Annotated in this window: 29 protein-coding genes and 5 pseudogenes; 22 read left to right on the forward strand and 12 right to left on the reverse strand. The window is 66.3% G+C overall.

Translation table 11 applies throughout. The features are described from left to right. Window positions 1-162: 162 nt before the first annotated feature. Window positions 163-1,059 (reverse strand): LysR family transcriptional regulator, encoded by an 897-nt coding sequence (locus tag ABZ824_RS25045; RefSeq protein WP_356965623.1) that lies wholly within the window; start codon window positions 1,057-1,059, stop codon window positions 163-165. Window positions 1,060-1,159: 100 nt separating this feature from the next. On the opposite strand from ABZ824_RS25045, the gene ABZ824_RS25050 reads away from it, so the two are divergent. Together ABZ824_RS25050 and ABZ824_RS25055 are read left to right on the forward strand one after the other, a co-directional pair. Beyond that, window positions 1,160-2,002, forward strand: a complete 843-nt coding sequence (locus tag ABZ824_RS25050; protein ID WP_356965624.1) for a TIGR03620 family F420-dependent LLM class oxidoreductase — start codon at window positions 1,160-1,162, stop codon at window positions 2,000-2,002. A 51-nt stretch (window positions 2,003-2,053) separates the two neighbouring features. After that, window positions 2,054-2,167 (forward strand): annotated as a pseudogene (locus ABZ824_RS25055) (ABC transporter permease); the annotation flags it as partial. 133 nt (window positions 2,168-2,300) lie between these two features. Here ABZ824_RS25055 and ABZ824_RS25060 read toward each other — a convergent pair. Continuing rightward, on the reverse strand, window positions 2,301-2,858 hold the full coding sequence (locus ABZ824_RS25060; protein WP_356965625.1) for a helix-turn-helix domain-containing protein: 558 nt from the start codon (window positions 2,856-2,858) through the stop codon (window positions 2,301-2,303). 83 nt (window positions 2,859-2,941) lie between these two features. Between ABZ824_RS25060 and ABZ824_RS25065 the strand changes: the two genes are divergently transcribed. Together ABZ824_RS25065 and ABZ824_RS25070 are read left to right on the forward strand one after the other, a co-directional pair. Beyond that, window positions 2,942-4,159: an FAD-dependent monooxygenase gene (locus tag ABZ824_RS25065; protein ID WP_356965626.1), complete on the forward strand. Its 1,218-nt coding sequence runs from the start codon at window positions 2,942-2,944 to the stop codon at window positions 4,157-4,159. Between the two features lie 69 nt (window positions 4,160-4,228). Continuing rightward, complete coding sequence (locus tag ABZ824_RS25070; protein WP_355075129.1) at window positions 4,229-4,699, forward strand: DIP1984 family protein; 471 nt, start codon at window positions 4,229-4,231, stop codon at window positions 4,697-4,699. A gap of 429 nt (window positions 4,700-5,128) precedes the next feature. On the opposite strand, the gene ABZ824_RS25075 is transcribed toward ABZ824_RS25070, so the two are convergent. Then, window positions 5,129-5,320 (reverse strand): hypothetical protein, encoded by a 192-nt coding sequence (locus tag ABZ824_RS25075; protein WP_356965627.1) that lies wholly within the window; start codon window positions 5,318-5,320, stop codon window positions 5,129-5,131. A gap of 41 nt (window positions 5,321-5,361) precedes the next feature. On the opposite strand from ABZ824_RS25075, the pseudogene ABZ824_RS25080 reads away from it, so the two are divergent. The 4 genes and pseudogenes from ABZ824_RS25080 to ABZ824_RS25095 form a co-directional block, all read left to right on the forward strand. Beyond that, window positions 5,362-5,486 (forward strand): annotated as a pseudogene (locus ABZ824_RS25080) (phenolic acid decarboxylase); the annotation flags it as partial. A gap of 630 nt (window positions 5,487-6,116) precedes the next feature. Continuing rightward, window positions 6,117-7,337 (forward strand): helix-turn-helix domain-containing protein, encoded by a 1,221-nt coding sequence (locus ABZ824_RS25085; protein WP_356965628.1) that lies wholly within the window; start codon window positions 6,117-6,119, stop codon window positions 7,335-7,337. Window positions 7,338-7,619: 282 nt separating this feature from the next. After that, on the forward strand, window positions 7,620-7,844 hold the full coding sequence (locus ABZ824_RS25090; RefSeq protein WP_355075138.1) for a hypothetical protein: 225 nt from the start codon (window positions 7,620-7,622) through the stop codon (window positions 7,842-7,844). A 37-nt stretch (window positions 7,845-7,881) separates the two neighbouring features. Further along, a pseudogene (locus tag ABZ824_RS25095) lies at window positions 7,882-8,080 on the forward strand (CoA transferase); the annotation flags it as partial. Between the two features lie 56 nt (window positions 8,081-8,136). Here the strand turns inward: ABZ824_RS25095 and ABZ824_RS25100 are convergent. Further along, window positions 8,137-8,751 (reverse strand): hypothetical protein, encoded by a 615-nt coding sequence (locus ABZ824_RS25100; protein WP_356965629.1) that lies wholly within the window; start codon window positions 8,749-8,751, stop codon window positions 8,137-8,139. Window positions 8,752-8,831: 80 nt separating this feature from the next. Here ABZ824_RS25100 and ABZ824_RS25105 point away from each other — a divergent pair, with 80 nt between their 5' ends. The 5 genes from ABZ824_RS25105 (at window position 8,832) to ABZ824_RS25125 (ending at window position 13,941) form a co-directional block, all read left to right on the forward strand. After that, window positions 8,832-8,963, forward strand: coding sequence for a hypothetical protein (locus ABZ824_RS25105; protein WP_356965630.1), 132 nt, complete (start codon window positions 8,832-8,834; stop codon window positions 8,961-8,963). A gap of 218 nt (window positions 8,964-9,181) precedes the next feature. Then, window positions 9,182-11,032 carry an SCO2524 family protein gene (locus tag ABZ824_RS25110; protein ID WP_355075144.1) on the forward strand — a complete coding sequence of 617 codons (1,851 nt, stop codon included), beginning with the start codon at window positions 9,182-9,184 and terminating at the stop codon, window positions 11,030-11,032. 10 nt (window positions 11,033-11,042) lie between these two features. Then, entirely contained in the window at window positions 11,043-11,957 is a 915-nt protein-coding gene (locus ABZ824_RS25115) for an SCO2523 family variant P-loop protein (RefSeq protein WP_355075146.1), read from the forward strand. After that, on the forward strand, window positions 11,958-12,968 hold the full coding sequence (locus ABZ824_RS25120) for an SCO2522 family protein (RefSeq protein ID WP_356965631.1): 1,011 nt from the start codon (window positions 11,958-11,960) through the stop codon (window positions 12,966-12,968). A 1-nt stretch (window position 12,969) separates the two neighbouring features. Further along, window positions 12,970-13,941 (forward strand): SCO2521 family protein, encoded by a 972-nt coding sequence (locus ABZ824_RS25125; RefSeq protein WP_355075150.1) that lies wholly within the window; start codon window positions 12,970-12,972, stop codon window positions 13,939-13,941. A gap of 12 nt (window positions 13,942-13,953) precedes the next feature. Here ABZ824_RS25125 and ABZ824_RS25130 read toward each other — a convergent pair whose 3' ends face one another. The 4 genes and pseudogenes from ABZ824_RS25130 to ABZ824_RS25145 form a co-directional block, all read right to left on the reverse strand. Continuing rightward, a complete protein-coding gene (locus ABZ824_RS25130; protein ID WP_355075152.1) occupies window positions 13,954-14,775 on the reverse strand; it encodes a hypothetical protein in 822 nt (273 codons plus the stop codon). A gap of 1 nt (window position 14,776) precedes the next feature. Further along, on the reverse strand, window positions 14,777-15,253 hold the full coding sequence (locus ABZ824_RS25135) for a GNAT family N-acetyltransferase (protein ID WP_355075154.1): 477 nt from the start codon (window positions 15,251-15,253) through the stop codon (window positions 14,777-14,779). 191 nt (window positions 15,254-15,444) lie between these two features. After that, window positions 15,445-15,715 (reverse strand): annotated as a pseudogene (locus tag ABZ824_RS25140) (hypothetical protein); the annotation flags it as partial. Window positions 15,716-15,772: 57 nt separating this feature from the next. Beyond that, window positions 15,773-16,426: a TetR/AcrR family transcriptional regulator gene (locus ABZ824_RS25145; RefSeq protein WP_356965632.1), complete on the reverse strand. Its 654-nt coding sequence runs from the start codon at window positions 16,424-16,426 to the stop codon at window positions 15,773-15,775. A gap of 151 nt (window positions 16,427-16,577) precedes the next feature. Here ABZ824_RS25145 and ABZ824_RS25150 point away from each other — a divergent pair. After that, window positions 16,578-16,829 (forward strand): annotated as a pseudogene (locus ABZ824_RS25150) (enoyl-CoA hydratase-related protein); the annotation flags it as partial. 89 nt (window positions 16,830-16,918) lie between these two features. Here ABZ824_RS25150 and ABZ824_RS25155 read toward each other — a convergent pair. Continuing rightward, the gene (locus ABZ824_RS25155) at window positions 16,919-17,362 is read right to left on the reverse strand and encodes a threonyl-tRNA synthetase editing domain-containing protein (RefSeq protein ID WP_356965633.1); all 444 of its coding nucleotides are present in this window, start codon (window positions 17,360-17,362) and stop codon (window positions 16,919-16,921) included. A gap of 445 nt (window positions 17,363-17,807) precedes the next feature. Between ABZ824_RS25155 and ABZ824_RS25160 the strand changes: the two genes are divergently transcribed. Beyond that, window positions 17,808-18,185, forward strand: coding sequence for an HIT domain-containing protein (locus ABZ824_RS25160; protein ID WP_356965634.1), 378 nt, complete (start codon window positions 17,808-17,810; stop codon window positions 18,183-18,185). 83 nt (window positions 18,186-18,268) lie between these two features. Here ABZ824_RS25160 and ABZ824_RS25165 read toward each other — a convergent pair whose 3' ends face one another. Next, on the reverse strand, window positions 18,269-18,583 hold the full coding sequence (locus tag ABZ824_RS25165; protein WP_356965635.1) for a hypothetical protein: 315 nt from the start codon (window positions 18,581-18,583) through the stop codon (window positions 18,269-18,271). Window positions 18,584-19,328: 745 nt separating this feature from the next. Here ABZ824_RS25165 and ABZ824_RS25170 point away from each other — a divergent pair. From ABZ824_RS25170 to ABZ824_RS25190, 5 genes are all read left to right on the forward strand, one after another. Beyond that, on the forward strand, window positions 19,329-19,622 hold the full coding sequence (locus ABZ824_RS25170) for a WXG100 family type VII secretion target (protein ID WP_356965636.1): 294 nt from the start codon (window positions 19,329-19,331) through the stop codon (window positions 19,620-19,622). Window positions 19,623-19,654: 32 nt separating this feature from the next. Beyond that, window positions 19,655-19,975, forward strand: a complete 321-nt coding sequence (locus tag ABZ824_RS25175) for a WXG100 family type VII secretion target (protein WP_356965637.1) — start codon at window positions 19,655-19,657, stop codon at window positions 19,973-19,975. A gap of 416 nt (window positions 19,976-20,391) precedes the next feature. Then, the gene (locus tag ABZ824_RS25180) at window positions 20,392-21,486 is read left to right on the forward strand and encodes a hypothetical protein (RefSeq protein WP_356965638.1); all 1,095 of its coding nucleotides are present in this window, start codon (window positions 20,392-20,394) and stop codon (window positions 21,484-21,486) included. Between the two features lie 15 nt (window positions 21,487-21,501). Then, window positions 21,502-21,759, forward strand: a complete 258-nt coding sequence (locus tag ABZ824_RS25185) for a hypothetical protein (RefSeq protein WP_355075164.1) — start codon at window positions 21,502-21,504, stop codon at window positions 21,757-21,759. A gap of 90 nt (window positions 21,760-21,849) precedes the next feature. Continuing rightward, on the forward strand, window positions 21,850-22,116 hold the full coding sequence (locus ABZ824_RS25190; RefSeq protein WP_356965639.1) for a hypothetical protein: 267 nt from the start codon (window positions 21,850-21,852) through the stop codon (window positions 22,114-22,116). A 375-nt stretch (window positions 22,117-22,491) separates the two neighbouring features. On the opposite strand, the gene ABZ824_RS25195 is transcribed toward ABZ824_RS25190, so the two are convergent. Continuing rightward, on the reverse strand, window positions 22,492-22,797 hold the full coding sequence (locus ABZ824_RS25195) for a hypothetical protein (RefSeq protein ID WP_356965640.1): 306 nt from the start codon (window positions 22,795-22,797) through the stop codon (window positions 22,492-22,494). A 184-nt stretch (window positions 22,798-22,981) separates the two neighbouring features. Between ABZ824_RS25195 and ABZ824_RS25200 the strand changes: the two genes are divergently transcribed. After that, on the forward strand, window positions 22,982-23,254 hold the full coding sequence (locus ABZ824_RS25200) for a hypothetical protein (protein WP_356965641.1): 273 nt from the start codon (window positions 22,982-22,984) through the stop codon (window positions 23,252-23,254). A 154-nt stretch (window positions 23,255-23,408) separates the two neighbouring features. Here ABZ824_RS25200 and ABZ824_RS25205 read toward each other — a convergent pair whose 3' ends face one another. Next, complete coding sequence (locus ABZ824_RS25205; protein WP_356965642.1) at window positions 23,409-23,624, reverse strand: hypothetical protein; 216 nt, start codon at window positions 23,622-23,624, stop codon at window positions 23,409-23,411. A 584-nt stretch (window positions 23,625-24,208) separates the two neighbouring features. On the opposite strand from ABZ824_RS25205, the gene ABZ824_RS25210 reads away from it, so the two are divergent. Continuing rightward, the gene (locus ABZ824_RS25210; protein WP_356965643.1) at window positions 24,209-25,690 is read left to right on the forward strand and encodes a phospholipase D-like domain-containing protein; all 1,482 of its coding nucleotides are present in this window, start codon (window positions 24,209-24,211) and stop codon (window positions 25,688-25,690) included. Window positions 25,691-25,808: the final 118 nt, after the last annotated feature.

The raw sequence follows: 25,808 nt of genomic DNA on the forward strand, positions 1-25,808 counted from the left end.
GCAGGGGCGTCAGCCGCACGCTCTCGCGGTGGCCGCCGACGTCTGCGAATGCGATCGCCGGGCGCGCCGGGGTCTGCTGAAGGCGCTGGACGACGGCGGCGTGCAAGTGCTGTTCTGGGGTGAGTCTCGAACCGCCTCCCGCGCGGGCCCATTCCGCCCGCGTCACATCCCGTTGTCCGCGTCTGCCGTGGCGTCGCCGAACGCCGAAACCGCGCAGGCGACGGTGCAGCAGGCGTGGTCTGAGAGCTGCTCGAGGGTGATCACGCTGCCGGTGATCGCTATCGGTGGGGTGACCGGCAGTACGCGGACTCGGAGGGAATCGGTTTCGGCGATCTGGTCCGCCGGAAGCAAGGCCCAGCTGTGCGGGTCGGAACCGATCTCGACCACGGCGTCCTGGGTGGTTCCGATAGGCCGGCCGAACTTCGGACGCACTCCGGCTTCTCGGAACGCGGCGTCGATCGCGTCGTGCAGCGGCGGATCGGACTGCCGGGACGGGACCCGCAGTGCGTCCCCGGCCAGGTCGGTGATGGCGGCTACGCCGTGCGCCGCGGCGGGATGATCTCTGGAAACCACCGCGCGCAGCGGTTCCGACCAGGTCGGTGAGACGGTGAGCCCTGGCGCGGAGACCACACCGCGGGCCAGCGCCAAGTCGAGTTCGCCGCGCCGCAGCGCGTTCAGCCGCTCGACGACCGGCAGATCGACGAGGACGACTTCGAATGCCGGGGTGTGTTCGCGCAGCGCATCGATGCCGCGCTCGAGGCGGGCGGTCAGTCCTGCCGTGGTGCCGATGCGTACTGTCGCGGCGGGCCGACCGGCGACAGCGCGAACTCGGTCGGCGGCGGCGAGCGCGTCCCGCGCCGCGGCGAGCACGCGACGCCCCGCCTCGGTGAGCTGGACGCGGCGTGGCGATCTGTCGAACAGCCGGACCCCCAGTTCTCGTTCCAGTCGTGCGATCTGCTGGCTGACCGCCGGTTGCACGATGCGCAGCCGCTCGGCGGCCCGGCCGAAATGGAGCTCCTCGGCGACGGCGACGAAGTATCGCAGAGCACGTAATTCCACTGTGCCTCCCGTCGGTACCTGCGGCGATCACATCATGTTATTGCTGCGCAGCGGAATCGGGTCTGGCTGCCTCCAACCATCCCGTGCTGGAGTCGAAGTCATGAGCATCGAACTGGGTACGCTCGGAGCCCACCTGCGCCACAGCGAGGTGACCCTGCGGCAAGCGGCCGAAATCGAAAGATCCGGGTACGGCGCGTTGTGGCTGACCATCTCGCCACCCGCCGATCTGACCGTGGCCGAGCGGATACTCGACGCCACAGAGCATCTCGTGGTCGGCACCGCCGTGGTGAACATCTGGACCACCGACGCGAGGACGGTCGCCGCCTCCTACCACCGGATCGCGGCCGAACACCCCGATCGGTTGATCCTCGGGATCGGCGCCGGACATCGCGAGACGGATCCGGAGTACGCGTCGCCCTACGACGCGATGGTGGCTTACCTCGCCGAGCTGGCCGACGCCGGTGTGCCCTCGGACCGGGTGGTGCTGGCGGCATTGGGGCCGAGGATGCTGCGCCTGGTGCGCGACCGCGCCGCCGGGACGATCCCGGTTCTGGTGACGCCCGAATATATTCGGCGAGCGCGGGAGATCCTCGGCGCTCGCCCGCTGGTGTTGCCCGGCCAAATGGTGGTGCTGGACAGCGACGTCGAACGAGGCCGCACGACCGGCCGAGCCCACGCCGCGGCCCCTGCCTTGCACGTCGCCAACTACACCGCCAATCTGCGCCGCATCGGCTTCACCGACGCCGACCTCACCGAGCCGGGCAGCGATCGCCTGATCGACGCTCTCGTGCTGCACGGCGATCCGGCCACCGTGGCCGCGGGCATCCGGGTCTCCCTCGAAGCGGGCGCGAACCACGTCGGCCTCACCGCCCTCGGCGACGACCCGATCGGCACGCTCCGTACGATCGCCGACGCGGTATTCAGCGCCGTGCCACGGAACTGACACCGGCTACCCGTTCGTTCACGAACCGCCTGGCCTCATCGAATTCGCCCGATGCGGGCCGTCGGAGGGTTGTTCGCCATGTCGGCGGACGCGGTGCGGTTCTTGTTCCGGGGACCGTTCCAGACCAGAGAGTTCCTCGAGCAGTCATGGTTCATCGTGCGGGTTCGATCGGCGCGGAAACGCCACCGGCACCGTTGTGCTGGTTCGGCTTCGAACCCGGTCGCTCGACACCACTCGCCACTGGAACCTCACCCGGGCGTGTGGCAGGCGAAAGTGGCGGTGTCCCGTGTCGGCGATCTCAACGAGTGGGATCGGTGATGCGGCGCAGGGCTTCGGCGAGGTCGCTTCCGGTCGGCGCGCTCTCGGGGTCGATGAGGTATTGCGCCGCGACGCCGGTGAGCAGGGCTTGATAAAGGGTGCCGAGGCTGCGCGCCGCGGCGGTGTCGGTTTCGGCGACGCCGTCGAAGAGCCGGGCCAAGCCGGAACGGGCCTCGTCGAGGTTCTCGGCGAGCCGGGCGCGGGCCTCGGGGTGGGCCAGCGCGTCGAAGGTGGCCGACCACACCCCGCGATGGGCGGCGAGCGTGGCCAGCACCGCGTCCCAGCGGTCGGCGAAGCGCTGCCACGGGTCGGTCTCGTCGGGCAACCGGGTGAGCGCGTGTTCGAGATCGGTGCCCCATTCGCGGGTCGCCTCGGCCAGCGCTTCGGTGAGCAGGGCCTCTTTGGTGCCGAAGTGGTAGCCGATGGCCGCCATGCTCACCCCGGCGGCGGTGGCGATGTCGCGCACCGTGGTACGCGCGTAGCCCTTGTCGAACAGGCAGCGGCGTGCGCCTGCCAGCAGATCCTCACGGTTTCCCATATGGATCATGGTAGCGCAATCGCCTTAGACACTTGTCTTGCGCATATGCGCAACACGGTTGTACGGTTCGTGGCATGCGGCAGATGAGCAATCGAAACGTCCTGATCTCCGGCGCCAGCATCGCCGGTCCCGCCCTGGCCTTCTGGCTGAAGCGCTACGGGTTCACCCCGACGATCGTGGAGAAATCGCCGACCCTGCGCGAGGGCGGGCAGGCCATCGACGTGCTGGGCACCGCCACCGAGGTGGTGCGGCGCATGGGCCTGCTCGACCGGGTGCACGAGATGAGTACGGGCAAGCGCGGCACCTCCTACGTCGACGCCACCGGCAGAACGCGGGCCAGCATCAGCAGCGAGACGTTCAACGGTGTCGGTGCCAACGGGGACACCGAGATCCAGCGTGGCGATCTCGCGCGAGTGTTGTATGAGGCCACCAGCGACGACGTCGAGTACCTGTTCGGCGACTCCATCACCGCTCTGGTGCAGGACGAGGAGGGCGTGCGGGTGAGCTTCGAGCACGCCCGGTCACGCACCTTCGACCTGGTCATCGGCGCCGATGGTGTTCATTCGAACACGCGCACAATGGTTTTCGGTCCGGAGTCGCAGTTCGCGCGGCATATGGGCTACTACATCTGCATCTACACGATCCCGAACTTCCTCGACCTCGATCACTGGGAGCTGGACTACAACACTCCCGGCAAGATCGCCGGAGCCTACAGTGCCCGGGAGAACACGCGAGCCAAAGCGATTTTCGCGTGGGCATCCGATCCGATCGACTACGACTACCGCGACATCGAGCAGCAGAAGAAGATCGTCGCCGACACCTTCGCCGGCCTCGGCTGGCAGGTGCCGCAACTGCTCGCCCACCTCGATCCCGCGCCGGATTTCTATTTCGACGCGATGGCGCAGATTCGCATGGACAGCTGGCACAAGGGCCGCATCGCCCTCGTCGGTGACGCAGGCTACTGCGCATCACCGCTGTCCGGGCAGGGCGCGGACCTCTCCCTGGTCGGCGCCTACACCCTCGCGGGCGAGTTGGCCGCCGCCGCAGGCGATCACAGCATCGCGTTCGCTCGCTACGAACAACGGATGCGGCCCATGGTCGACGCCTGCCAGAAGTTCGCCGAGGGCGTGGGCGGGTGGTACGCACCCGCGAGCAAGGCGATGATTCGCTTCCGCGATCTCAACGTGCGCCTGCTGCCGTACCTGCCGTGGCGGGGCCTGATCGGCGGCGCCCCGCAGAAAGTCGCCCGCACCATCTCGGCCGGAGATTACGCGGACCTCGAGCGAGCCTCAGGGCGTTAATTCGGGTGACTCCTACCGTGACATGGTCGATACTCGACCGTTCATGGGTCGAGGTCCGGAGGTGGGGAAGTGAAGTTGGCGGAGGCGTTGGCGTTGCGCGCGGATTCGGCGCGCCGGATCGAACAGTTGCGTGCTCGGATCGTGAGTAACGCTCGCTTTCAGGAGGGGGAGGAGCCCGCTGAGGACGCGGCGGATCTGCTGGCGGAGGCGGGACAGGTGCTCGGTGAATACGAGACGCTGATCCGGCGCATCAATCGGACCAACGCCGCCGCGCGGATCGGAGACGACGGCACCTTGACCGACGCGCTGGCCCGCCGGGATGCGTTGCGGCTGCGGCACTCTCTCGTCACGGCTGCGGCGGACGCCGCGGCGGGCAAGGGGCAGCCCGGGTACGCGCGCCAGTTGCGATCCGAGTTGAAGATGTTCTCGGCGTTGCCGGTTGCGGAACTGCGCGGGCAGGCCGATGACCTCGCCAAGGAACTGCGGGAACTCGACGTGCGCATCCAGCGCTCCAACTGGGAGGTCGACCTGCTGGATTGACGCGAGAGGTGGAGCGGGTAGCCGTCACGGAGGCGTGCACGAACCCGACGGGCCGACGGGATATTCGGCCCACTTTCTCGGCGCACGAGGGGCAGTGCGAGGGGTTCGATTCCCCGTCTCACACCGCAGCCCAGCACCGCGCACACGAGACAGTGCACAGCACACAGCACACCACCATGTGCAGATCCGTGACGACGAGGGCGGGTAAGGGGCACTCCACCTCTCGCGTCGACCCCAGAGTGCGCCGCACGTCAGGGGCGGCAGGCCGGGCGTACGTCGTCGTCGACGGTGATGACGAATCCGCTGTGGGCGCCCAGGTCCGCGACGTCCGCGATCTGCGCCGTGCCCGCGTGGCACTCCACGGCGAAAGCGCCCGCGTCGAAGGTGCGATCGGATTTCCGGCGCGCTCCGTGTGGGCGGCCCGGGACATCAGGGTGCCGGTCGCGCGGAGCGCCTACGCAGCAGCAGGGCGAAGAGCAGCACGAGGACGCTGGCGAAGGCCAGACCGCCCAGCCGGGTGGCGCTGCTCGCACCGGCGGCTTGGAGCAGGTCGATCGGCTCGGCCGGTTTGCGCGCTGGGGTCTCGGTGGCCGGTGTCGCGGCGACACCGGCCACCGGCACCGCCGACAACGTGCCCGGCTCCGGCCCGGCCTGCGCCGAACCCGATCTACGTGGTCCCCGAGTTAGCCGAGGTCACCCTGTTCGAGTACGTCGGCGCGGACGACGACAGCGTCATCTCGGTGGCCCCGGCGACCTGCCGAAGGGCTGGTCCCAACGCACCAACTGAGCACGTGCTCGGTGATTCGACCGCTTGCGCACACGGTCCTCGACGTGCTGCTCTTCGCCGGCGCGGCTCCCGCTTCTCCCACTCGCGCCCGGCCGGGAGTGGATCGGGAGATGTGCCACAGCGCTCCAGCGCCGAGTAGGTGTGCGCCGGCCACCTCTAGGGCTTGGGTGACGCCGGCTCGATCCACCCGTGTCGATGGCCCGATGCGCAGCAGTAGGCCCGCTGGACCTTGATTAGGGAAACGAACTTCCATTGCTCGCATGGTCGACCGAGTTCCGCGCGGCCCAGGCAGACCGTGTCTGCGGCGGATGCGTACGCGAGAGGGCGTGGATTCGCGCCGTTGCACTCGCCGGTTACTCTCTTTTTGACCACTTGCCCCGGGCTATGCTCGAATCGTCGCTCGCGCCATCTCGGCCCATCGGCGGCAGTGCAGTCGAACCGTCATTGTGAACAATCACTATCGCTTGCCGACCGCGCTTGCCGAATATCACGTTACTCGGAGTAAACCGTTCTCTACGTTCTTGCGCTGGCTACGCTGGTGCAATAGCTCAGTTAACGGGGGTGGAAGGAAGCTCCACCATGGCTCTCACCTTCGCCGGACGGCAAGGACTCACTGTATCCGGTCGGCCCATGTCGCTGCCGCTGAAAGACGTGCGCGCCTTGTCGCGGCAGATGGTCGGGCATTTTGTCGAAACCGTCGCACCCTGCGGCACCTTGCCTGGTGACGCGATCCATGGCGACATCACCATCATCACCCGTGTGTGCTTGGAACTGGCAGTCAGCATGCTGGACGGCAGCAACATTTCGGAGAAGACCGGGCAACTCGAGGAGGCTGCGGCGCAATGGGCTCGCGAAGGTGTGCCCATCGGTACCATTCACCACGCAATCCATGAGGGTTTCAAGATCGGCTTCGACCTGGTGGTGTCCACAGCCTTGGCCGAGCAGCGTGCCTCCGGCTCAGCTGACATCGATCCGATGCTCGCCGTCAGTACGGCCGATTATCGAAGCATCCTCGACGGCGCCAAACTCGTCGTCGAAATGCTCGACACCATGACCACGGCGGTCTCGGCGGCCTATGTGCGTGAACTGCGCGCGGTCGTGTCGGAGCACCACACCGCGGTGCACACGCTGACCTCGGCGCTGCTCGGGGGCCATCCCACTTCCACCATGGCCCGAGAGTGTGGCATCGACATCTCCGAGCGCTATCGCGTAATAGCCCTCGCCATTCCGTCTCACCCGGACGAGTCCAATCCGGTGCTGGACGCGAAAGTCGTTGCCCGCCGCAAACTCCGGCGGGTGCAGGCGGAATTGGCCACCCGCTGCGACGATACCGTGCTGTCGCTGCTTTCGGTCGACGGTGGCACCCTGCTCATCCCCGCCGATCACATCACCAAGGGCGCCCTGAAGGAACTGATCGGGCATCTGTCGCGGGCGGCTCGCGTGCACATCACCGCCACCGAGGTGACCGCCTCTACCGACACCGTGCCCACCGCCGCGGATCAAGCCCACGAACTGCTCGACATGGTGACCCGGCTCGGGTCGGTGCCGGACCTGTACCACTTCGACGAGCTGGCTCTGGAATACCAGCTCACCCGCCCCGGCCCTGCCCGCGAACAGCTCGGGTCGCTGCTCGATCCCCTGGATGAATATCCGGAACTGCTGGAGACTCTGCAAATCCATATAGCGCACAACCTGAACCGCCGGCGCACTGCGCGGCTACTGCACGTACACACCAACACCGTGGATTACCGGCTCAAGCGGATCGGTCAGCTCACGGGTTTCGATCCGGCCGAGGCGAGCGGGCTTTGGCGCCTGCGTTCTGCGTTGGTCGCCCGCACATACCGCACGTGATCGGCGTGCGGTCGAGTGGGTGCGGAATCACTCCAGTCGATCAGCGTGCGCCGTTCCCGGTCGCAGCGCGGTAGCGCCGACGCCGGGCGAGCGTCAGTAGATGCGATATAGGGGCATGTTTGCATTCTCCATTCATGCCCGGACCCGACCCGACCGATTATCCGTGAACCAAAATCAGCAGGAGGCCGACATCGATAACGGTTGAAATGCATTGGGCCAGAGTCGAAGAGTTGGAAACCGAACATGAATGATATGCGAAGAACCGAGGTCGAAGGATTTCACGTGACATGGCGGCTGTTCCAGGATCACTTGATCTCCATCGTCGCCGTCCACGAGGCATCCGGCGTCACGCCGATCGTATCCTTCGGTCCCGAGAACTTTCCGGATCTCGCACAAGCGCGAGAACTCCTTCCGGAAATGACCAAGTTGTGGGACGCGGTACGCCATGACTTCTGGACGAAACTCATTCCGCCGCAACCGCGGTGCCGGCAGCGGCGATGGAAATGATTCCGAAACCAGATCAGTCCCGGCGTCAGCGAATTCGGCCGCCCAACCCTGGGACAGCGGCTTCGCCCGCTCGGCATTCCCGCCGCCGCGGTCCGCGACCTGCCGGAAGCGCTGGATGCCAGCCCCGAAATCGTTGCGACGGCGGGGAATTCCGTTTGGTCGGCAGCCCGATCCGGATCGCCGGCTACGAGCCCCGCTACGCGCCACCGCCGCGATTGGGCGAGCGCGGCAGCTGAGGCCGTGACCGGCGGGCCTGTGCGGGGCGGCCGCGATCACGAAGCCGGACGAGGCACTAGGCCTCGGGGCAAGGCGTGAGCCACCACCATCCGCCTGCCAGCTCCGTCGTTGGGCAGATAGGATCGCCGAACCCGTCGTACGGCCCGGCTCCGGGTGTTCCGGTGAAGTGTCCGTAACCGATTGCGCCGTCCGGGATTCCGACGTAGTCGGGCACGAACCGTACCGGCTGTCCACCGCTGGTACCGATGACCGCCACCTTGCAGTTCGCCGAAACGAAGCACAGGCGACGCGGTAGCGCGACACCGTAGTAGTCGCCTGCGCCATGCTCCGGCACTTCCACTGTGGCCGCCGCAGCGAACGCTGGGCGCTCGAGCTGAAACCGGGTCCACGCGGCGGCCTCGGGTTCGAGGATGAGGAAGACAGGTCCGCAGAGACCGATCACCGCGAGTACCGCCGTGACAGCCAAGGGCCACCGCTGCGCGTCGCGTCGCGCCTGCCACAGCGCGAGAGTGAACAGTGCGATCGAGATCAGGAACGCCAGCGCGGACAACGGCAAGGCGAGGAGCCACAGCTGAGTCAGTATCCAGCCGCGATGCAACGTATAGCCGAGTGTGACCACAGTCAGGAGAGCGGCCGCAAGAGGTGGCGTGGCCGAACGAAGCGTCTTCACGAACACAACGGCAAACCTACGTCGGCTGTGTGGAGAACTCGTGCGTGCGGTGTGCGGATGGTGTGTGCCGGGCGTGCTCGATGCGGTCACGACCGGTGGACGTCAGGGCGGTGCCGGCCGCCCTGGATTACGCGACGACCGCGGAGGATCTCTCCTTCCGGACCGCGGACTTCCACGCGGTGATCAGCAAACTCACCGCGGGCCGGGGCTGACGCCGCGTCGCCGGTCGCGGGCAGCGACGCCGGAACAGTAGCCGTGCAATAACCCGTCGGACGCGCGAAGATTGCGCGGAACCAGGTGCACCGCAGGATATCTCGCGGCAACCGGCGGTCCTGGAAAGGGTGCTTGGCTAAGTGAACATTCGCGGGGCACACTCTAGGTAACGACGTCCGGCGCCGCCGGTCGAATGCGGGGGCGAGGTCCGAGAAAGATGAGGATTCGGCCGAGGCAGCAGTTGCTCGAGCTGTGGCGAGCGGTGCTGGCCTACTCCTATCGGAACGGAACGTGGACGTGGGGCGGGCGCGACGGCGCCAACTCGATCAGCGACGCCGAACAACTGCTCTGCCTGCTGTATCCGGCTACCGAGATCGCGGCGTTCGCGCTGGACCAGCCGAACGACATGAGTCCCGACGTCCGGTCCGCGCTCGCCCCGTTCGGCGAGGAGACCCGCATCGGCGGCGTCCTGGTCGACTTGGTGGAGGACTATCTGCGCCGCTACACCGGACCCGACGGTGAACCGGTCTTCGCCAGCGGCTCCTACTTGCGCTCGGGCGACGACACTCCGCTCACCCCGGGTCAGCAGGCGGTGGAGGTCGTCGACTCGTACTCGATGTCGTTGAGTCTGTGCATCGCGGCGCTGCGATTCCTGCGCGGATTCATGCGCTTCGTCAGCGGTGAGGTCCGGCTGGAGGCTCGCCAGCTGCGCGAGCGGATCCCCATGGTGATCGAACAGGTCAGCGCGCGGCTCACCGCGGCGATGGCTGGCCTGGTCCGCAGTTTCGTCATCCACACACCGGAGCCGAAGACCGAATACGGTCAATCGATCGTCTACATGCTCAATCAGTCCCGTACGCCGTCCGACGAGGTCATCGAACGGCTGTCGACACAGCTGGAACGCCTGCGGGTGCAGGCGGCCAACGAGGTCAGGCTCAGCCAGACCACCGAGATCGATATCGCCGACGACGGGCGGCTGTTCGAATGCGGATGGAGCTGGGGCATCGTGCGCAGCGCCGAACCCATCGACCTCGTGCCCGGCCGGGTCAGCAGCACGCCCGGGCACGCCGAATCCCGTCCCTACCTGTACTTCACGGCCGTCGCACTGGACGGCATCAGCGACCTGTCGTCGCAGCGCATCCGGGAACTCGATCTGCTGACCGACGAGCAGCGCACGCTCGCCGACGCGCTGCAGTTGCGCTTCGAGCTGACCCGCAACTACTGGTCGAGGGTCGCCCGCTTCGACAGTGGCCGCTGGCCGCTGGAGGACATCCCGTGGCGTACCTCCGACGGCGAGGAATCGGAGTACTTCAGTCTCGTGGTCGCCGCCGTACTCATCCAGGACCTGGTCTACCGGGAGAGCACCGAGGATCTGGCGCGCACGGTGTCGGTGCTCGATCAGCTGGCCCGCCGGGGGCGCATCACCAGCCGGTTCACGGTCGATGATCCGGCCGCGCCATTGCACTTCCCGGGTGTGCGACTGAACCTGGCCGGCAGCGAGGACGTCGCCGACGGATCCCGATTGATCTGGTACGTCCCGGATTTCGCGACCTTGCTGCTCAAACGCTGCCTGGATGCCGCACGCCTGCGCACCGACGTGGACACCCGCGATCGGTTGATGGAACTCGCCGAGGCGGCGATGGATCACCTCGACCGGCGGGTGCTGCGGAACGGCTCGGTGGTCGGTTTGTGGGATGACATCGGCAGGCTGGTCGGCACGGGCGACATACGGACGGAAGGGCCGTCCTGGTTCGTCACGGAGCGAATGATGGAGTGCTTGGTTATCGCGTACAGCACCTTCGAGCAACCGCCGCTGGCTCCGCAGGCGATGGTCGCCCGCGCGGTGGACCTGCTCAGCGAGGCCGAGCATCTGCTCAATCAGGAGGAACTGGAGGTCGAGGGCCAGGATCGCTCGCCGAAACAGGCGGCGATCAACCGGATCCGGCAGTCGCTGGACCGGGCCCGCCGCGTGCTGCGCGAACGTCCCGGCACCGCCTACAGCCTGGCCACCCAGGCGTTGGTCCAGCTCGACGAACTGGCCTACGCCCGCCGGGACGCGACACGGTAGGGGCGGCATCGTGCTGGTGTTCTCCACTTCCGACAAGGGCGGCACCGGACGGTCGGTGACCAGTTGCAACATCGCCTACCGGCTGTGCCGTTCCGGCCTCAACGTCGTCTACGCCGACTTCGACCTCGGCTCGCCCACGGCCGGTGCGCTGTTCGAGATCGGCGCGGCCGAACGCGGCGTGCCCAGCGGCGGCGTGCATTCCTACCTGCTCGGCGAGAGCGGAACCGTCGCCCGCGTCGATGTGGGCGCGGCGACCGATCGGCCGGAACTGCGCCGGATCGGCCCCAACTCGGGGCGGCTGGTGCTGCTGCCGGGAGACGAGGGCGGCGCCGAATTCCTCACCGACGACGACGCGGTGGTCGAGCGCTGCGCGGAACTGCTGGTCGCGCTGGATCACGAGTTCCGGGTGGTGTTCGTGGATCTGAGCGCGGGTCGTTCCGCGGCGCTGCAGATCGTGTTGCAGGCGACCGCCTTACCGCAACTGCGCGGGCTGACCGCTCGATGGTTGATCTTCCACCGCTGGACGCGCCAGCACATCCTGGCCGCCGCCGGCCTGGTGTACGGCTCGCACGGATTGCTGAAGGCCGGAGCCGAGTGCGGCCACGACCCGGAGGAGTTGCTCGGGTCGGTGCGTTACGTGCGCACCGCGGTGCCCGACGCCAACTGGGACGGTGTCGCCCAGCGCCCGGCGCAGGCGGCGTGGCTGCAAGAGCAGGACACCGCGCTGCGGCGGCTGGCCACCGCCAAACGGCTCGGCACGACGGCGGTGCTCGGCTCAACCCCGATCGAGCCGGTGCTGCAACGGCGCGAGCAGCTCATTCTCGACGCCGACGTCAACGCCCAGATCGCCAACGAGCAGACCGCGCAGGCCTATGCCGAGCTCGCTCGACGACTGGTCGACAACGCGACCTGGGAGAGGCTGTAGATGGGGGAAACACAGGGCTACAGCGAGGCCACCGAACAGCCGCGAATCGCTCAGGTCCCGTTGTCGCACTTGTCGATCGAGGTCGGGCATTTCTATCTCAACGACATCAGCTCCGACATCGAACGGGTCGGCGCGGAGTTCCGCCGCATCGTCCCGCTGGTATCTGCCTTCACCGAGTCGGCCAAGGTGCAGTTCGGACCGAACGCCCGGGTCAGCACCTGCTACCTGATCGACGACTACTTCCAGCCCGACACCGACCCCGCCGCCATCCTCACCAAGCTGCTGGGCGCCGCGGACGAAGCCGGGTTGGTCATCGACTATCTGGCCCGGGAGTCCGCCTGCTGGCGGGCCTCGAGGTTCGTCGACGGTGTGGCGTTCGGTGAGCCGATTCCCGTGGCGGAGATGGTGGCCGCGCGCATCGTCGCCGAGCCCGCGCCGCCGAGCACGGGCCGCAGGCCGCCGACCGCGGAATCGGGCTGGCTGTGCAACGGGCGGCGGTCCTCCGAGGACGAACGCGGCCAGGCCATGCGGCAGCGGATCTATCAGCCGCCGGAGGAGTTCGGCCGCCGTGAGCATTCGATCTTCCTGGACGTGGAACTGTGGAGCAAGCACGTCGTCGACGGGGTGGCGGTGACGCGCTGGTCGTGCCCGTTCCTGGCCGCGGTCTGGCATCTGCTGCGGCTGGGCATGCTGCGCTACCACGGCGCCGCCGTGGTGGATCCGCAACCATGGCGCCGCGAGGATCTCGCGCCGCGCCGCTGGCACGACATTCCGCCGGTGGTGCGGCTCAATCCGTCCGCCGCGCCGTTCGCCGCTTACAAGACCTTGTCGATGCTGCCCAAGCGGTACATCGGCATCGAGCACGCGGTGCGGCTGGTGCTCGACCATCTCGATCTCGACGACGACGTGGTCGAACAGACGATCGTCCGTGGCGGCGGAGAGGTGCCACCGGTGCCGGTGTCGCGCGCGGTCAGCGAACGGCTCTCGCACCTGCTGCTCGACGGAGCCTGACATGGCCTCGACCACGCCTTTGGTCGTGCTCGGTGAAGTACGCACCTGCCTGCTGCCGTCGGCGACCGCGCTGACCGGACCCGAGGCCTGCGATCTGCTGGCGCTCATGCCGGGCTGCACGGTGCGCTGGCGGGAGCGGCCGGGCACGCTGGCGGTGTCGCCGACCACCGCGGTCGGCGTCGATTGCGATCTGGCCGTGGGCGAGCAGACCGCCCACATCGTCGGGACCGTGGCGACCAGCGCGGTCCTGTCCGGCGGCCGCGTGCTGCAGTCCAGCGCGCGCACCCAGGTGGTCCGCGCGGCCAACCGGCGCAGGCAGACGTGGTCGCACTACCTCAGCCGCAAGGGCGTGACCGAGGTCATCAGCCGCCTGCCCGAAAGAAGCGGCAGCGCCGAGGCTTTGGCCGAGGGTTATCTCACCGGTCCGGTCGGCTCCGAGACGTTGGACCTGGCTTCGATCAGCGAGCGGCTGCTGGCTCGCCTGCGCGCCGACACCAGGCTGGACCAGAAGCCGCCGGTGCGGACAGGCGCCACCCGGTTGCGCTGGGTTGCCTGGATCGGGGGCGGTGCGGGCCCCACCGCCAAGCTGCACCTGGACGACGCCACCGTGCGCACCGTCCGGATGCGGGTGCGCAACGAGGCCGATCTGCATGAGGCGCAGCGGTTCTGCGAGGACCTGGCCGCGCACGACTGGCTGCTGACCGTCGTCACCGACGCGCTGGCCGAGGCCGACCGCTTCCCCTCGCACAGTCGCGAACGCACCGACATCCTCGCCCCCGTGCTGGAGGATCTCACCGGACTGTGGATGCCGGGAGCGCACACTCCGGCATCGATGCGGACGTTGTGGCAGAAGTTGCAGACGGATCCCGGGTTGTCTCGCCAGTGGAACGCCCTCGTCGCGCGGTTGCAGAACCGTATCGCCATCGCGACGCTGGACGCGCTGCGGCACAAGGCTTTCGACGCCGAATGGTAGCGCCGCGTCGCGCTACATCCGGAACCACTTGCGCACCAGCAGCGCGAAGAACACCGACATCGACACCGTGCCCATCCACGCTTCCACGGCGAACAACGGCCGGGCGATCGGGCGCAGATCCTCGGTGTCACCGGGGCCCAGGGGATTGATGAAGCTGGTCACGCAGGTATAGACGGTGGCGGCGGGCGAGGGATTGCCGTTCAGGGCCAAAGCGGCGACGGTGAACAGCACCAGCTGCACCGCGACCCAGCCGAGCAGCCAGAACGGCCGGTACCCGTAGCCGCACAGCACATACGACAGTTGTCCGGTCCACCGCCGCCAGCCCGGCGGCAGCGCGAGCGTGCGCGCCCGCGCCAAGCGCAGACCGCAGCGGTCCTGCGCTTCGTCGTCCTCGTTCATCCGGTACAGCGCGGCGCCTCTGCGATAGGCGAGGGCGGCGTGACCGGGCAGACGCGCCGCGGAGAGCTGAGCGCCCAACTGCTCGTACACCTCGGCCAGCATGGTGTTCTGCCGACTGCTCAGCCGCAATGGGCCGCGGAATTCGAGTTCCGCGGCCAGCAGCGCCGCCGGGATCGCGCTCGGCACCCGCCAGCCGGCCTCGTCGGGTATCGGTTGCCGTGCGGCGGCGTACAGGTGCCGGAACACCAGGGAATCGGAGCGCCGCCGCGTGCTGGGCGGGTCGTAGTCGGCCAGAATAGCCTCGGCGTGCGCTGCGAACCGCTCCAGTTCGGTCTGCTCGGAGCGCTCACCCCGATCGAGTTCGGCGGTGTATTCGTCGGCGCGCCTTGTGATCCGGGTCGAGACGGATGCGACGAAGGGCGAGATCTCCCCCATGTCACGAGTCTAGCGGTCGGCCTTTCAGCCGGTATTCGAAAACGTCGCGGGGCTCGCCAGGGCCGAAATACCGGTCGTCGTGCTCGACGAACTCGAAGCCCGCTCGTTTGAACAGGTTGCTCGCGTGCTGATTGTCCGGCCGCACGGTCAGGTACACCACTTCGGCTCCCACTTTCCGGCACGTCTGCAGTGTGCGGCTCAGCAGGCCGCGCCCGTACCCTCCGCCCTGGTGCCTCTTGGCCACCGCGAAGGTGAACAGCAATGCCCGGCCCTTCTTCTCCAGGGTCAGCGCGTAACCGATCACCGTGCCGTCCACCTCCACGACCAGCCATTCGGATCCGTGCAGGTCGAACAGTTGGCGCAGCATCAAATACAGGTACGGCTCGGCGAACACCTCGGCCTCGATGGCCGCGATGTCGTCCAGATCGGCGAAGCAGGCCCGCCGGTATTCCGGCTGAGGCGCTTTGGCGATGTTCATCCGCTCCCTACTGCCAGGGCATAGGCCGTCCGATTCCAGCTTAAACGTCACTCACCGAGCGGGGTCAGTGTAGAACCAGCGAAATCGTTCCCCGGCGCGGCGGGCGGTCGGTGTCGCGTCCGCGCCGGACGACCCGTGCGATGCCGCGAGGCTGTGACGGAGGCAGTCGGGCTCGCTCGCCGCGCAGCGGGCTACTTCGGCGGGAAGCGCAAGGCGCCGTCGAGGCGGATGACTTCGCCGTGGGGTAGTCGTTGTCGATGATGGCGGCGGCCAGCTCGGCGTACTCCTCGGAACGGCCCATGCGCTCGGGGAACGGCACCTGCGGGTCCCAGTAGGGCCTCCTCCGTGGGTGTCGACCGAGATGCGCAGGGGCCCGAGCGATTCCGCTTCGGCGACGGCGGCGAGCACAGAGTCCTCTTCGGTGACGTCGGTGTGCACGTAGCGGATTCCGGGTTCAGTTTCGAAGATCGGGCATGCACCCGGGTGTAAGTTAAGCTCTCTACTGAGAGAATGGAACTCTCAGTCGCGAGCGAAACCGTGGGCGCAGAAGTTCCATACTTCGGACGCGGTGATCGGATGCTGCGTCTCGTCGTCGGCCGCTCCCGCGGATTGCGCGGTGAACATGACGGTCTGCATGACCATGGCCGCCGTCCGGCGCGAATCGACGTCCGGGCGCAGTTGGCCCGCGTCCTTGGCCAGGTCCATCAGTTCGGTGAACAGTGCCAGCATCGGCGCGTGCGCGACCTTCACGTGATCAGGATGCGAGATCAGCAGTTGCGGTGCGAAATCGGTGAACAGTGGGCGTCGCGCCGACGGATCCGGCCGGCACAGCTCGAACAGCAGCTCGACGGCCACCTGGAGTTTGTCCAGCGGGTCGGTCTGGCCGTCGGCGGCGGCGCGCAGCTGGTCGGACGTGCGGCTCAGGGCGTCCTCGAAGAGGGCGAGCAGCAGTTCGTGTTTGCCGTCGAACTGCAGGTAGAAGCTGCGCAGGGACTGCCGTGAGCGGTCCACCACCTCCTGCACCGTGAAGTCCGTGCTGCCCTTCTCGGTGATGATCGCCTGGGCGGCGTCCAGGAACCGCTGCACGCGCTCCTCGGCGCGCAACTTCGCGGTGCGAAGGGAGCGCTCGACGGCGCGCTGCTTCCAGGCCGGTTTCTCGCTCGGGCTGGTCACGGGCGCCTCGGTCCTCGGTCATATGCAGAGAACATGAATGCACTGTATCGGAGAACGGTGTGTCATCGGGTTCTCGAGTCGCCGTGTCCGCCCAGTTGTGAGACTATCCTTTCCTGATACGAGAATAATACTCTCGCAACCGAGTGGCGTACTCGACGCCGCCTGGGTGCGTGCCGCCGAGGACGACGAGGTCGCGGTCATCGTGCTGCGCGGTGCGGGTAAGCACTTCTCCGCAGGGCACGATCTGAAGGACAAATCGTGGCCGGATCCCAGCAAGATCACCCTCGACCGCATCTACGGGCTGGAGTCGCGCCGCTACCTGGAGTATTCGCTGCGCTGGCGCAACGTGCCGAAACCGTCCATCGCCGCCGTCCAGGGCCGGTGCATCGCGGGCGGCCTGCTGCAAATTCAGCAGTTCTCCCCCGATCACCACCGGGATAAGCCATTGCGGGTGGCAGAAATGCGCTTCGCGCGCCCGCTACTTCGCGGCGGTCACGGGCTCGTCAACGCGCGGGACTCGGAGTTCGAGTGTTCAGCTCTCACGCCTTCGAGCCGGGCGCGATCGTTGCGGTCGGCATGAATCGGCGGGAAGCGGGTCATCCGTTGCTCCCACTCGCCGTCGCGTACTTCCATGCGCCAGGTCTTGTTCCAGCCGAATGGCATCATGTGCACGGCGAAGTCATGATCGCGCAGGTGTTCGGCGATCCGGGCGAGCACGGTTCTCGCCGTCGTGGTGTCGCATTCGTGACCGGGCCGGGTGAGATGCGAGAAGCCATTGATGACGATCCAGGTGGTGTCGGTCTTGCGCGCGATGCGGCGGATCGCCTTGGCTGCGGCACGGGCGAACGTCGAGTCTCCGCACTCGACACCGATGAGAAGAAGCAGGCACTCGCCGAATTCGTGCGTCACCCCGCGTATGTCGGGCTCGAGCGGCATCGCGGCGGAACTGGGAGTGGTTACGGCATAGTTGAGTGTTCGACAACGTTGACTCAATATGTTCACGCCGAGTCCTCACCTGGAAACCATCTGATCACCAGCCAACCGTCATCGCCCTTGATGGCCGGCCGCGGTGTGAACTATAAAGGCCGACCATCGCCGCGGCGCCTTCCCTCGGTTGGAGGGCTTGGGCCACCACTCGGACCGAGCACCCGACGGCACGGTCTCCCCGGACCGAATCAGCTGGTCGGATCGGACCGGATCGGATCCTGAGCCCGAGTCGGGGGCGCTTGATTCCCGTACGAGAACTGGCTCTGAACCAGGGTGATGCCTTTGCGATCTCTCCAGCTCGGGGGCTCGCTGCCACAGCGGCGGTACTGTGATCCGCATGTGGGGGTGCATGATCTGCGACAAACACCGTGGGAGCGGACCGCTGGTGGGCCCGGTGGTCCATGCCGATGAACTCGTGCTGGTGACCCACCGGCCTGCCCACGGCGAATGGGCGCGGCCGGGGTACCTGTTCGTCGAGCCTCGCCGCCACGTCGCGGCCCTCGATCTGCTCGACGACGCCGAGACAGTAGCGCTTGCCCGCTCTGTCCGCTCGTCGATCGGCGCCCTGCGCCGGGTCCTCGAACCCGCCCACGTCTTCACCTTCGTCGCCGGCCTGAGCGTGGCCCACGTCCACCAGCACGTCTTCACCCGCCCATCCGACACCGCACGAGATGTGCCGTGGCACAACGCCGATACCCCGGACGCACCTCGGATCCCCGCATCGGAACTCGACGCGCTGTGCGCCGAACTGGCGGCGGCGCTGCCAGGCTGAGGTAGATCAACTCGACCGTCGGTTCGCCAGACTGAACGGCGGGCCGAACGACTCACCATTCTGCGCTCGGTGCTGATTGTGGCTCAGTTGCCGGGATTGGCGTCGCGGTCGTGGCTGGTGGGGTGGCCGTCCTTGTCGTACCACTGGCCGTTCGCGTCGCGGGTCCAGCCTTCGAATTCGGTGCCGATCAAGCTGTCGACTCCCCAACGTTCCCCCAGGCCCAGCGAGGGGGACTGTGCAGGTTCGGGCGGGGCATTGCGGCGTTTCTCCTCGAATGCGGCGAGTAGTTCGTCGGCACGCGCGAGTTCTTCGTCAGACGGGATCAAGCCTCGTGCTTCCGATTCCTCTCGACTGTAGAAAGTGAAGCGACCGACTTTTTCCGAGTTAGATTCAGGCATGGTATTTCTCCTATGGTTCGATGCGTGGGAGAGTAGTGCGACCCGTCGAATCTCCGCGCTCGACACCGACGAGAGGAAACAGGCATTCACCGAATTCGTGCGTCACTCCCAGTACGTCGGGCTCGACTGGTTTCGCAGCGGAACTGGGGGTGGTACGGCATAGTGGAATGTTCGCCACCGTTGACTCGAGGTATTCACGCCGGGTCCTTACCTGGAACCATCTGATCACCAGCCAACCGTCATCGCACTCGATGGCCGGCCGCGGTGTGAACTCTAAAGGCCGACCAGCGCTGCGGCGCCTTCCCTCGGTTGGAGGGCTTGGGCCACCCGGACGGAGGACTCTACCGCAGACGGTCGTGTCGACCACATCGAACACCGTGCGCGCCGACAACGTCGCTGACGCCGATATCTGCGCCCCGGGCCGACATCGCACAGGTCGCCGCTGATCGACCCTGAAGCCGTAGATGAGCCCATGGAGTGTTACGAAATCGGGATGTTCTCGGGCGCTCGATCGTCGGCACTTGCTTCGACCTGCGGATCCCGGAGCCGCCCCCGCGCGGTCCGCCCGTCGGGCGAGGTTCGCCCATCACACTCGGTTTTGGGTCGGAAGATCCGGTGTGAGAGTTTGAGTTTTGGATGGAACCGAATGACTGTCCGGTGCGTCCAACCATTCGAAACCATCCTGTGGGGGGATGAGAGGGCATAGCAGTTGACGTACGACCCTTCCGCCACAACCGCGTTCACCGTGGTTCCTGAAACCGTCTCCGATGCAGGGCGCTATGTGCAACAGACCGCGCAGGCCCTCATCAGCGGGTTGCGTTCGGCCAGTGCCGAAGTCGACGGGCTCATGTCGAGCTGGCGCGGCGCGGCGGCCAGCGCATACGCGGGCGCCTGGGACGAGACCCATAGTGCCGCACTCGAGGTGTTCGAAGCGCTGGCCGACATGGCCGACTTGCTGGGCGTGGTGGTCGACCGCAGCGCGGCCGCCGATACGGAGGCCGCGAACCAGTACAGCTCGTTGAGCTTGCCCCCGATCTGACCGCGATCCAACCGAAACCGCTGGGAGAACCCGTGACCGAGTATCGCGTCGATCTCGCGCACCTGGAATCCGTAACCGCCCGAATAGAGGGCTTGAACGGTTTTGTGGCCGATTCCCTGGTCGAGATAGACGAACGCATAGCCGCTCTGAAAGGAACATGGAACGGTGAAGCCGCCGAAGCTCACGCCCTGGCTCACGCCGAGTGGACCACTGCCGCTGCGAAGATCCGTGACGGGCTCGCGAGGATGAAGTCCGCCGCCGCATCCGCTCGCAAAGAGTACGAAGCTGTCGTGGCGGCCAATCTGGCCGTCCTCGGGCGTGGCGGTAGCGGTGGCGGCGGGGCCCCGCGGTGACCGTGCTCGACGTGTCGGTGCCGGTCTACTACGACACCGCGCAGAAATTAGCCGATGCCGCGTCGCGATTCTGGATGTCCATCGATGACGAGTGGCCGAACATGGCCATGGCTACGAATATGGCGGGTTCGTATTCGGATGCGAAGAAGTGGGGCGAGTCCTACGACAATCGGGCCGCTGCCATTCTGAGCATGGTTTCGAAGATCGCTACCGCCGCGCACGACTACGCCACGATATTGCAGACCCTCGGCTACAACCACGAGCTAGCCGAACACAATGCAACCATCGGTGAGGCAGCGCCACCACCCGCCCAGCCCGCGCCGTTCCTGCCTCCGGTGGTGGTGTGTCGAATTCCGTTGCCCTCGGCCGGCGGTCCCGGAAATGGCTTGGTCGATGAGGGGATCGGGCTCGCCGAGATGATCGGCATCATCGTGCCGGACGGCAACGCCACGACCATCTCCAATGCGGGCGATACGTGGGCGCGGACCGCGGCGGCCGAAGCGGTGGCATCGTTCCCGGCCGCGCTCGAGGCGGCGGCCGTGGCCTTCGATTCGCTCACCGCACCCGAAGTCGCGTTCATCGATGAAGACCTGCGCACGGTCAAGGCTTCCGCCGAATCGGTGATCGCCGCGATGAACGATCTGGCGCAATCCTGCCGCGACCACCGTGTCGCGTTGGATGAGTTACGCGCCAACCTCAAGACCCAACTCGAGGCGATTCGGGATGCGCTGCTGACCGACCTGGCCATCAACGCGGCCATATCGATTGCCTCGAGCTGGATCACCTTCGGTGTGTCCGCAGCTGTCGGTGTAGCCGGTGCCGCTGCGATCTGTGCGCGGTATGCCCGGCCGATCCGGCTCATGATCGAGCAATGGCAGACCGAACGCAGGATCGCGGCCGGGGTGAAGCTGGACGAGGATATCGCCCGGCATGTGCGGGACCTCGAGGCTCTGCCAGGCGGGCGGCTGCCGGTCAAACCCGATCCGGTCGGACCGCCGAAAAAGGACCCGATCGAACTACCCAAGATCGAACATCCCGAAGGCATTCCCAAAGTGGATCTACCGCGGGCGGATATCGACACGATCGGCCGCTACTCCGGCAACAGCGCACCACTCAACACCGCGATCCGATCCGGCGAGCCACTGACAGCAGCACAGATAGCCGAACGCGACGCGATGAACGCTGCATTGGACAAATGCCCTGTCTACGAAGGGCCTGTGACCCGGCGCGTGGACATCTCCCCGGAAGACCTGGCACGATACGAGCCCGGATCAACGGTGACCGAAAAGCCGTTCACCTCGGCGTCCGCCACCTCGGCCGCCGCGAAGGATCTGCCGGTGGAAATGCAAATCTGGTCGGCAGACGGCCGCTACATCGGCCACCATTCCAGCGTTCCCGAAGAGCTGGAAGTCGTGTTCAAGACCGACACCCCGTTTTATGTGGAGAACAAATTTCCCGACCCGGAGACAGGGCGCATCATCGTTCGAATGCGCGAAGTGCCCCGGCCATAGAAAGGACAGAGAACGATGCCGGAAGAGATCAACGGGAAGACGTTTTATGCACCCGGTGAATACCCGCACCCCGTCGACATCTCCGATGAGGAACGGGCGAAGATCGAGGCGGGATGGGCGGCATTCAACGCACGCCGCGACGCTGTACCGGAAAACGAGCGAATCCACTTGCGCGACCGGTTCGGAGACGAAGACAAATTAGGCACCCCGCAGGAAGCCGAGTATCTGGCCGAAGTGGAAGAGCGCAAGAAGCGGGGCGAGTACTGGGGGTAGCCACGGGAGTCCGGTCGGGGCGGATGCTCATCGGGCGGACTGTGATCACCCGACGGCACGGTCTCCCCGGACTTCGTCGCCGGCCTGAGCGTGGCCCACGTCCACCAGCACGTCTTCACCCGCCCATTCGACACCGCACGGGATGTGCCGTGGCACAACGCCGATTCCCCTGACGCGCCTCGGATCCCCGCATCCGAATTCGCGGCCTGGAATGCCCGCCGCGACGCCGTACCACCAGAGAAGCGCAAGCATCTGCGCGACCGGTTCGGCGACGAGGACAAACTGGGCACTGAAGAGGAAGCTGCATACCTGGCCGAAGTGGAAGAGCGGAAAAAGCGCGGCGAGTACTGGGGGTGATCCTGCGAACCCGGTTCGGGGCGTAAACGCGTCGGGTCGCTGGCCTGCTTGTAGGCCGGCGGCCAGGCGCCGCCTCCACATCTGCACCATGTGCGGTCACGTCGTCTACACGCTGCGCGCTTCGCGGACTGCGAGCACCCGACAGCAGGGTCGACGTGAACCGATCAGTTGGTCAGATCAGAGTCGGCGGCTACTTGATGTCGTACGGGAGTGCGACTCAAACCGCGTGACAACAATTTTGGTGCTTTTACTGTCGGCTCGTGGAACTGGCCCTGGCAGGTGCCCGACTGCCGTCTGCCTCTGATCGAATGACGCAACCCTTATGTCGGCTTCGGCACAGAAGGCTGTCTTGAACCGGCCGTCCGGCTCGGAGGCCTACACGAAGACTCCTTCGTGCCACCAGCGATCGGGGTCGCTGAACCAGGGGCCGACCCGGCCCGCGTCGAGGACGCGTAATTCGCTCAGGTCGATATTGTATCGCCGGTAGAGTGCGACGATTTCACACAATCCGCCTTCATCGACGGCTTCGAGATCGATGGTGAGGTACAAGGTACGCACTCGTCCGTAGTACGACTCGACGCAAGCGATCTTGTCGAGCCACCCGAAGAACGCCGCCTCGTCCTCCGGCGAATAGTAGGTGACGCCGGTGGCCTCGATGACCACGGTGCCGGTGTCGCTCACCGTGACTTCCCGTCCGGATACACGTTCGTATAACCACCTTTCTTCACCGTGAACCCTATCGGTGCGACCCGGACATCGTCGAGTTCTGCAACCGAAAGTTTCACCGTGACTTGCTGATCCGGAATACGTGCAGCACGCCGCGCGTTCACCGATGCAGTAGTGCGGACCGCCCCGCGGCGACCACATGCGCCGCACCTACGGCGACGACCTGAAGTCGAAGGGACGGAGTGACCAGCGCGAGATCGACGACGTGGTTCCGATCTTCGAACTGCTGTACATCGACTACACGCAGCGGCGCCGCGCCCACCGGTATATCGGGGGCTTACCGATTGGACTTTCGGAGGGCATCGCCTTCACGATGCTGGAAGCGATTCTCGCCGGACCCGGCTACGACCCCACCTCGGTATACACCCGCAGGTCTACCTGCAAAATGTATTCCCACGCAGCGACGCGTTGAAGTACGAGGCGACGCTTCGCGCAGCATAGGTGCGTCGCCGCGCCGACGGTACATCCGGAGTCGTGCGCGCCCTGGCGGCCCTTCGGCGACTACTCGTCTTGCTCGAACCGATTCCACCGCGCCAGGTGTTGCGTGATCGGGACAGACAGGACTCTCATCCTGCGATATTTCGAATCGCCGCCAGCGCGTCGTTGATCTCGTCTTCGTAAAAGCCGGTTCGGTAGCGCGCTTCCTGGCTGCCCAGAAACTGAAAGGTGAGATCCAACAGGGGTGGCCACACGTCGGCGATGGACGTCGGCAGGTGCCGCACGAAGGCGCCGGTCGAGTCGGCCGCCTCCTCGTCGCCCCCCTCGCCTTCGGAGGCGACCACCCTCACTCGCGTATCCGGGTCCAGTTGGCGGGGCACGGAACGGACGAGTCGCTGCAGGCAGTCCTGGACCCCGGCATCCCAGCCCAAGGGAATCAGGAGGTCTTCCCGAACATTCGATATTTGAAGAGTGAGTTGTCGAACCGCTTCGAACTGTTCGACACTCAGAGGAACCTCTCGTCCAGGCCGAACTGAAGTCATTCCCGGCTCCACTCTGCGTCACTCCAGATCGTCAAAGTACACCTTTCCTTTCCTTGGGAGTGTGTCGCTTCTTGCAGAATGCGGTCACCGCTGATGTGTTCGAGTTGGATGCCGAGCAGGCTGAGGTGCTAAATCAGGTAGTCGTCGGTGACCGGCGCTGTGTCGAGTACGGACTCTCGATTGCCGCGGAGAGGCGTCGGTGAGGTCGTCCTCTGCTGGGCGGGTGAGCAGGTTGCATCGTCACACCGAGTCCGTGAGGTCGCGGACCGGCAGGGCGGAACGGGATCGCGGTGACGATGCTCACCGAGAAGGTGAGCGACCGCGCAGTACTGTGGATCGGTCACCTGCGGTGCGGGTGTCCGGCTGGACGAGAGAACTGACTACCCATGAGCGACGAGCGCCAAATCCTCATACCCGGCGAAACCTGCTGGCAGATCGCACGGGCCGACCGGCTGGCATGCATTGTCGACGCGGCGGACTATTTCCGCTATGCCAAGTCCGCCATGTTGCAGGCCCGTAAACGCATTGTGCTGATCGGCTGGGATTTCGATACCCGGATCAAGTTCGAGCCGCAGGAGAAGACTCTCGAAGGGCCGAATCGGCTGGGTGAATTCCTGTCCTGGCTGCCGAAACAGCGACCGGATCTCGACATCTACCTGCTGAAGTGGAATGTCGGCGCGTTCGCGGCGATCGGCCGTGGGATGACACCGATCTTCGTCGTCAATTGGATGACCGATCGGCGGTTGCACTTGGAAATCGATGGCGCGCACCCGATCGGTTCAGCGCACCATCAGAAGATCGTGGTGATCGACGACGCGCTCGCCTTCTGCGGTGGTATCGACATGACCGTCGATCGCTGGGACACCAGCGACCATCGGGACGATAACCACTACCGAACCGAGCCGAACGGCAACCGGTACGGACCATGGCACGACGCGACCACCGCCGTCGACGGCGACGCGGCGAAAGCGATCGGCGAATTGGCCCGGGCCCGGTGGAAGGCGGCGACGGGAGAGCAGTTGGCGGCGGTCGACGAGATCTCCGGTGACACGCTGTGGCCGGACGGGTTGGAGCCGACGATGCGGTCTGTGGATGTCGGTATCGTGCGGACCTTCCCCGAGCTCGCCGACCGCGCCGAAGTCAGGGAGGTCGAGGCGCTGTATCTGGCGGCGATCGCGGGCGCCACGCGGTCGTTGTACATCGAGAGCCAGTACCTGGCCTCGCGCACTCTCGCCGAGGCGATCGCCGCGCGGCTACGTGAGCCGAATGGTCCGGAGATCGTGCTGGTACTGCCGCGTCACGCCGATGGCTGGCTCGAGCAACAGGCGATGGATGGGGCTCGCCGCCGCTTACTCCATCTGTTATGGAAGGCCGATACCGAAAACCGGTTCGGTGTCTACTACCCCGTCACCGAGGCGGGCGCGCCGATCTACGTCCACGCCAAGGTGCTGGTGGTGGACGATCGGCTGCTGCGGGTGGGATCGTCGAACCTCAACAACCGCTCGATGGGCTTCGACACCGAATGCGACCTGGCCGTCGAGGTCACCCCCGCCACCGAGGAAGGTGACCTGCTGCGGGACACCATCCTCGGTATCCGGCGCCAGCTGATCTGCGAACATCTCGATGCGGAACCCGCGAAGTTCGACGCCACACTCGCCGAGACGTCGTCGCTGCTGCGCACGGTCGAGACCCTGCGCGGCAACGGCCGGACCCTGGTGCGGTTCGAGCCGGGGACCGTCGAGGACGAAGACAGCCCACTGGCGGACAACGAATTGTTGGATCCCGAACGCACGCCACCGCGCCTGCGGGACAACCCGTTGCTGATCCGGGGTATCCGCAGGCTGAAGACAGCGGTGGGTGTGCGCTGACGTACATGGCTTGCCGCAAAGCTGCGTCGGCGGCTCACAACGACCAACCGCGGAACGTCGTTCCAGATGCGGTGACGGCGGTCGGCGGCACGCCTATGACGTTGCGCAGCAATTGAAA

This window comes from Nocardia sp. NPDC047038, assembly GCF_040644075.1.
Classification (GTDB): domain Bacteria; phylum Actinomycetota; class Actinomycetes; order Mycobacteriales; family Mycobacteriaceae; genus Nocardia; species Nocardia sichangensis.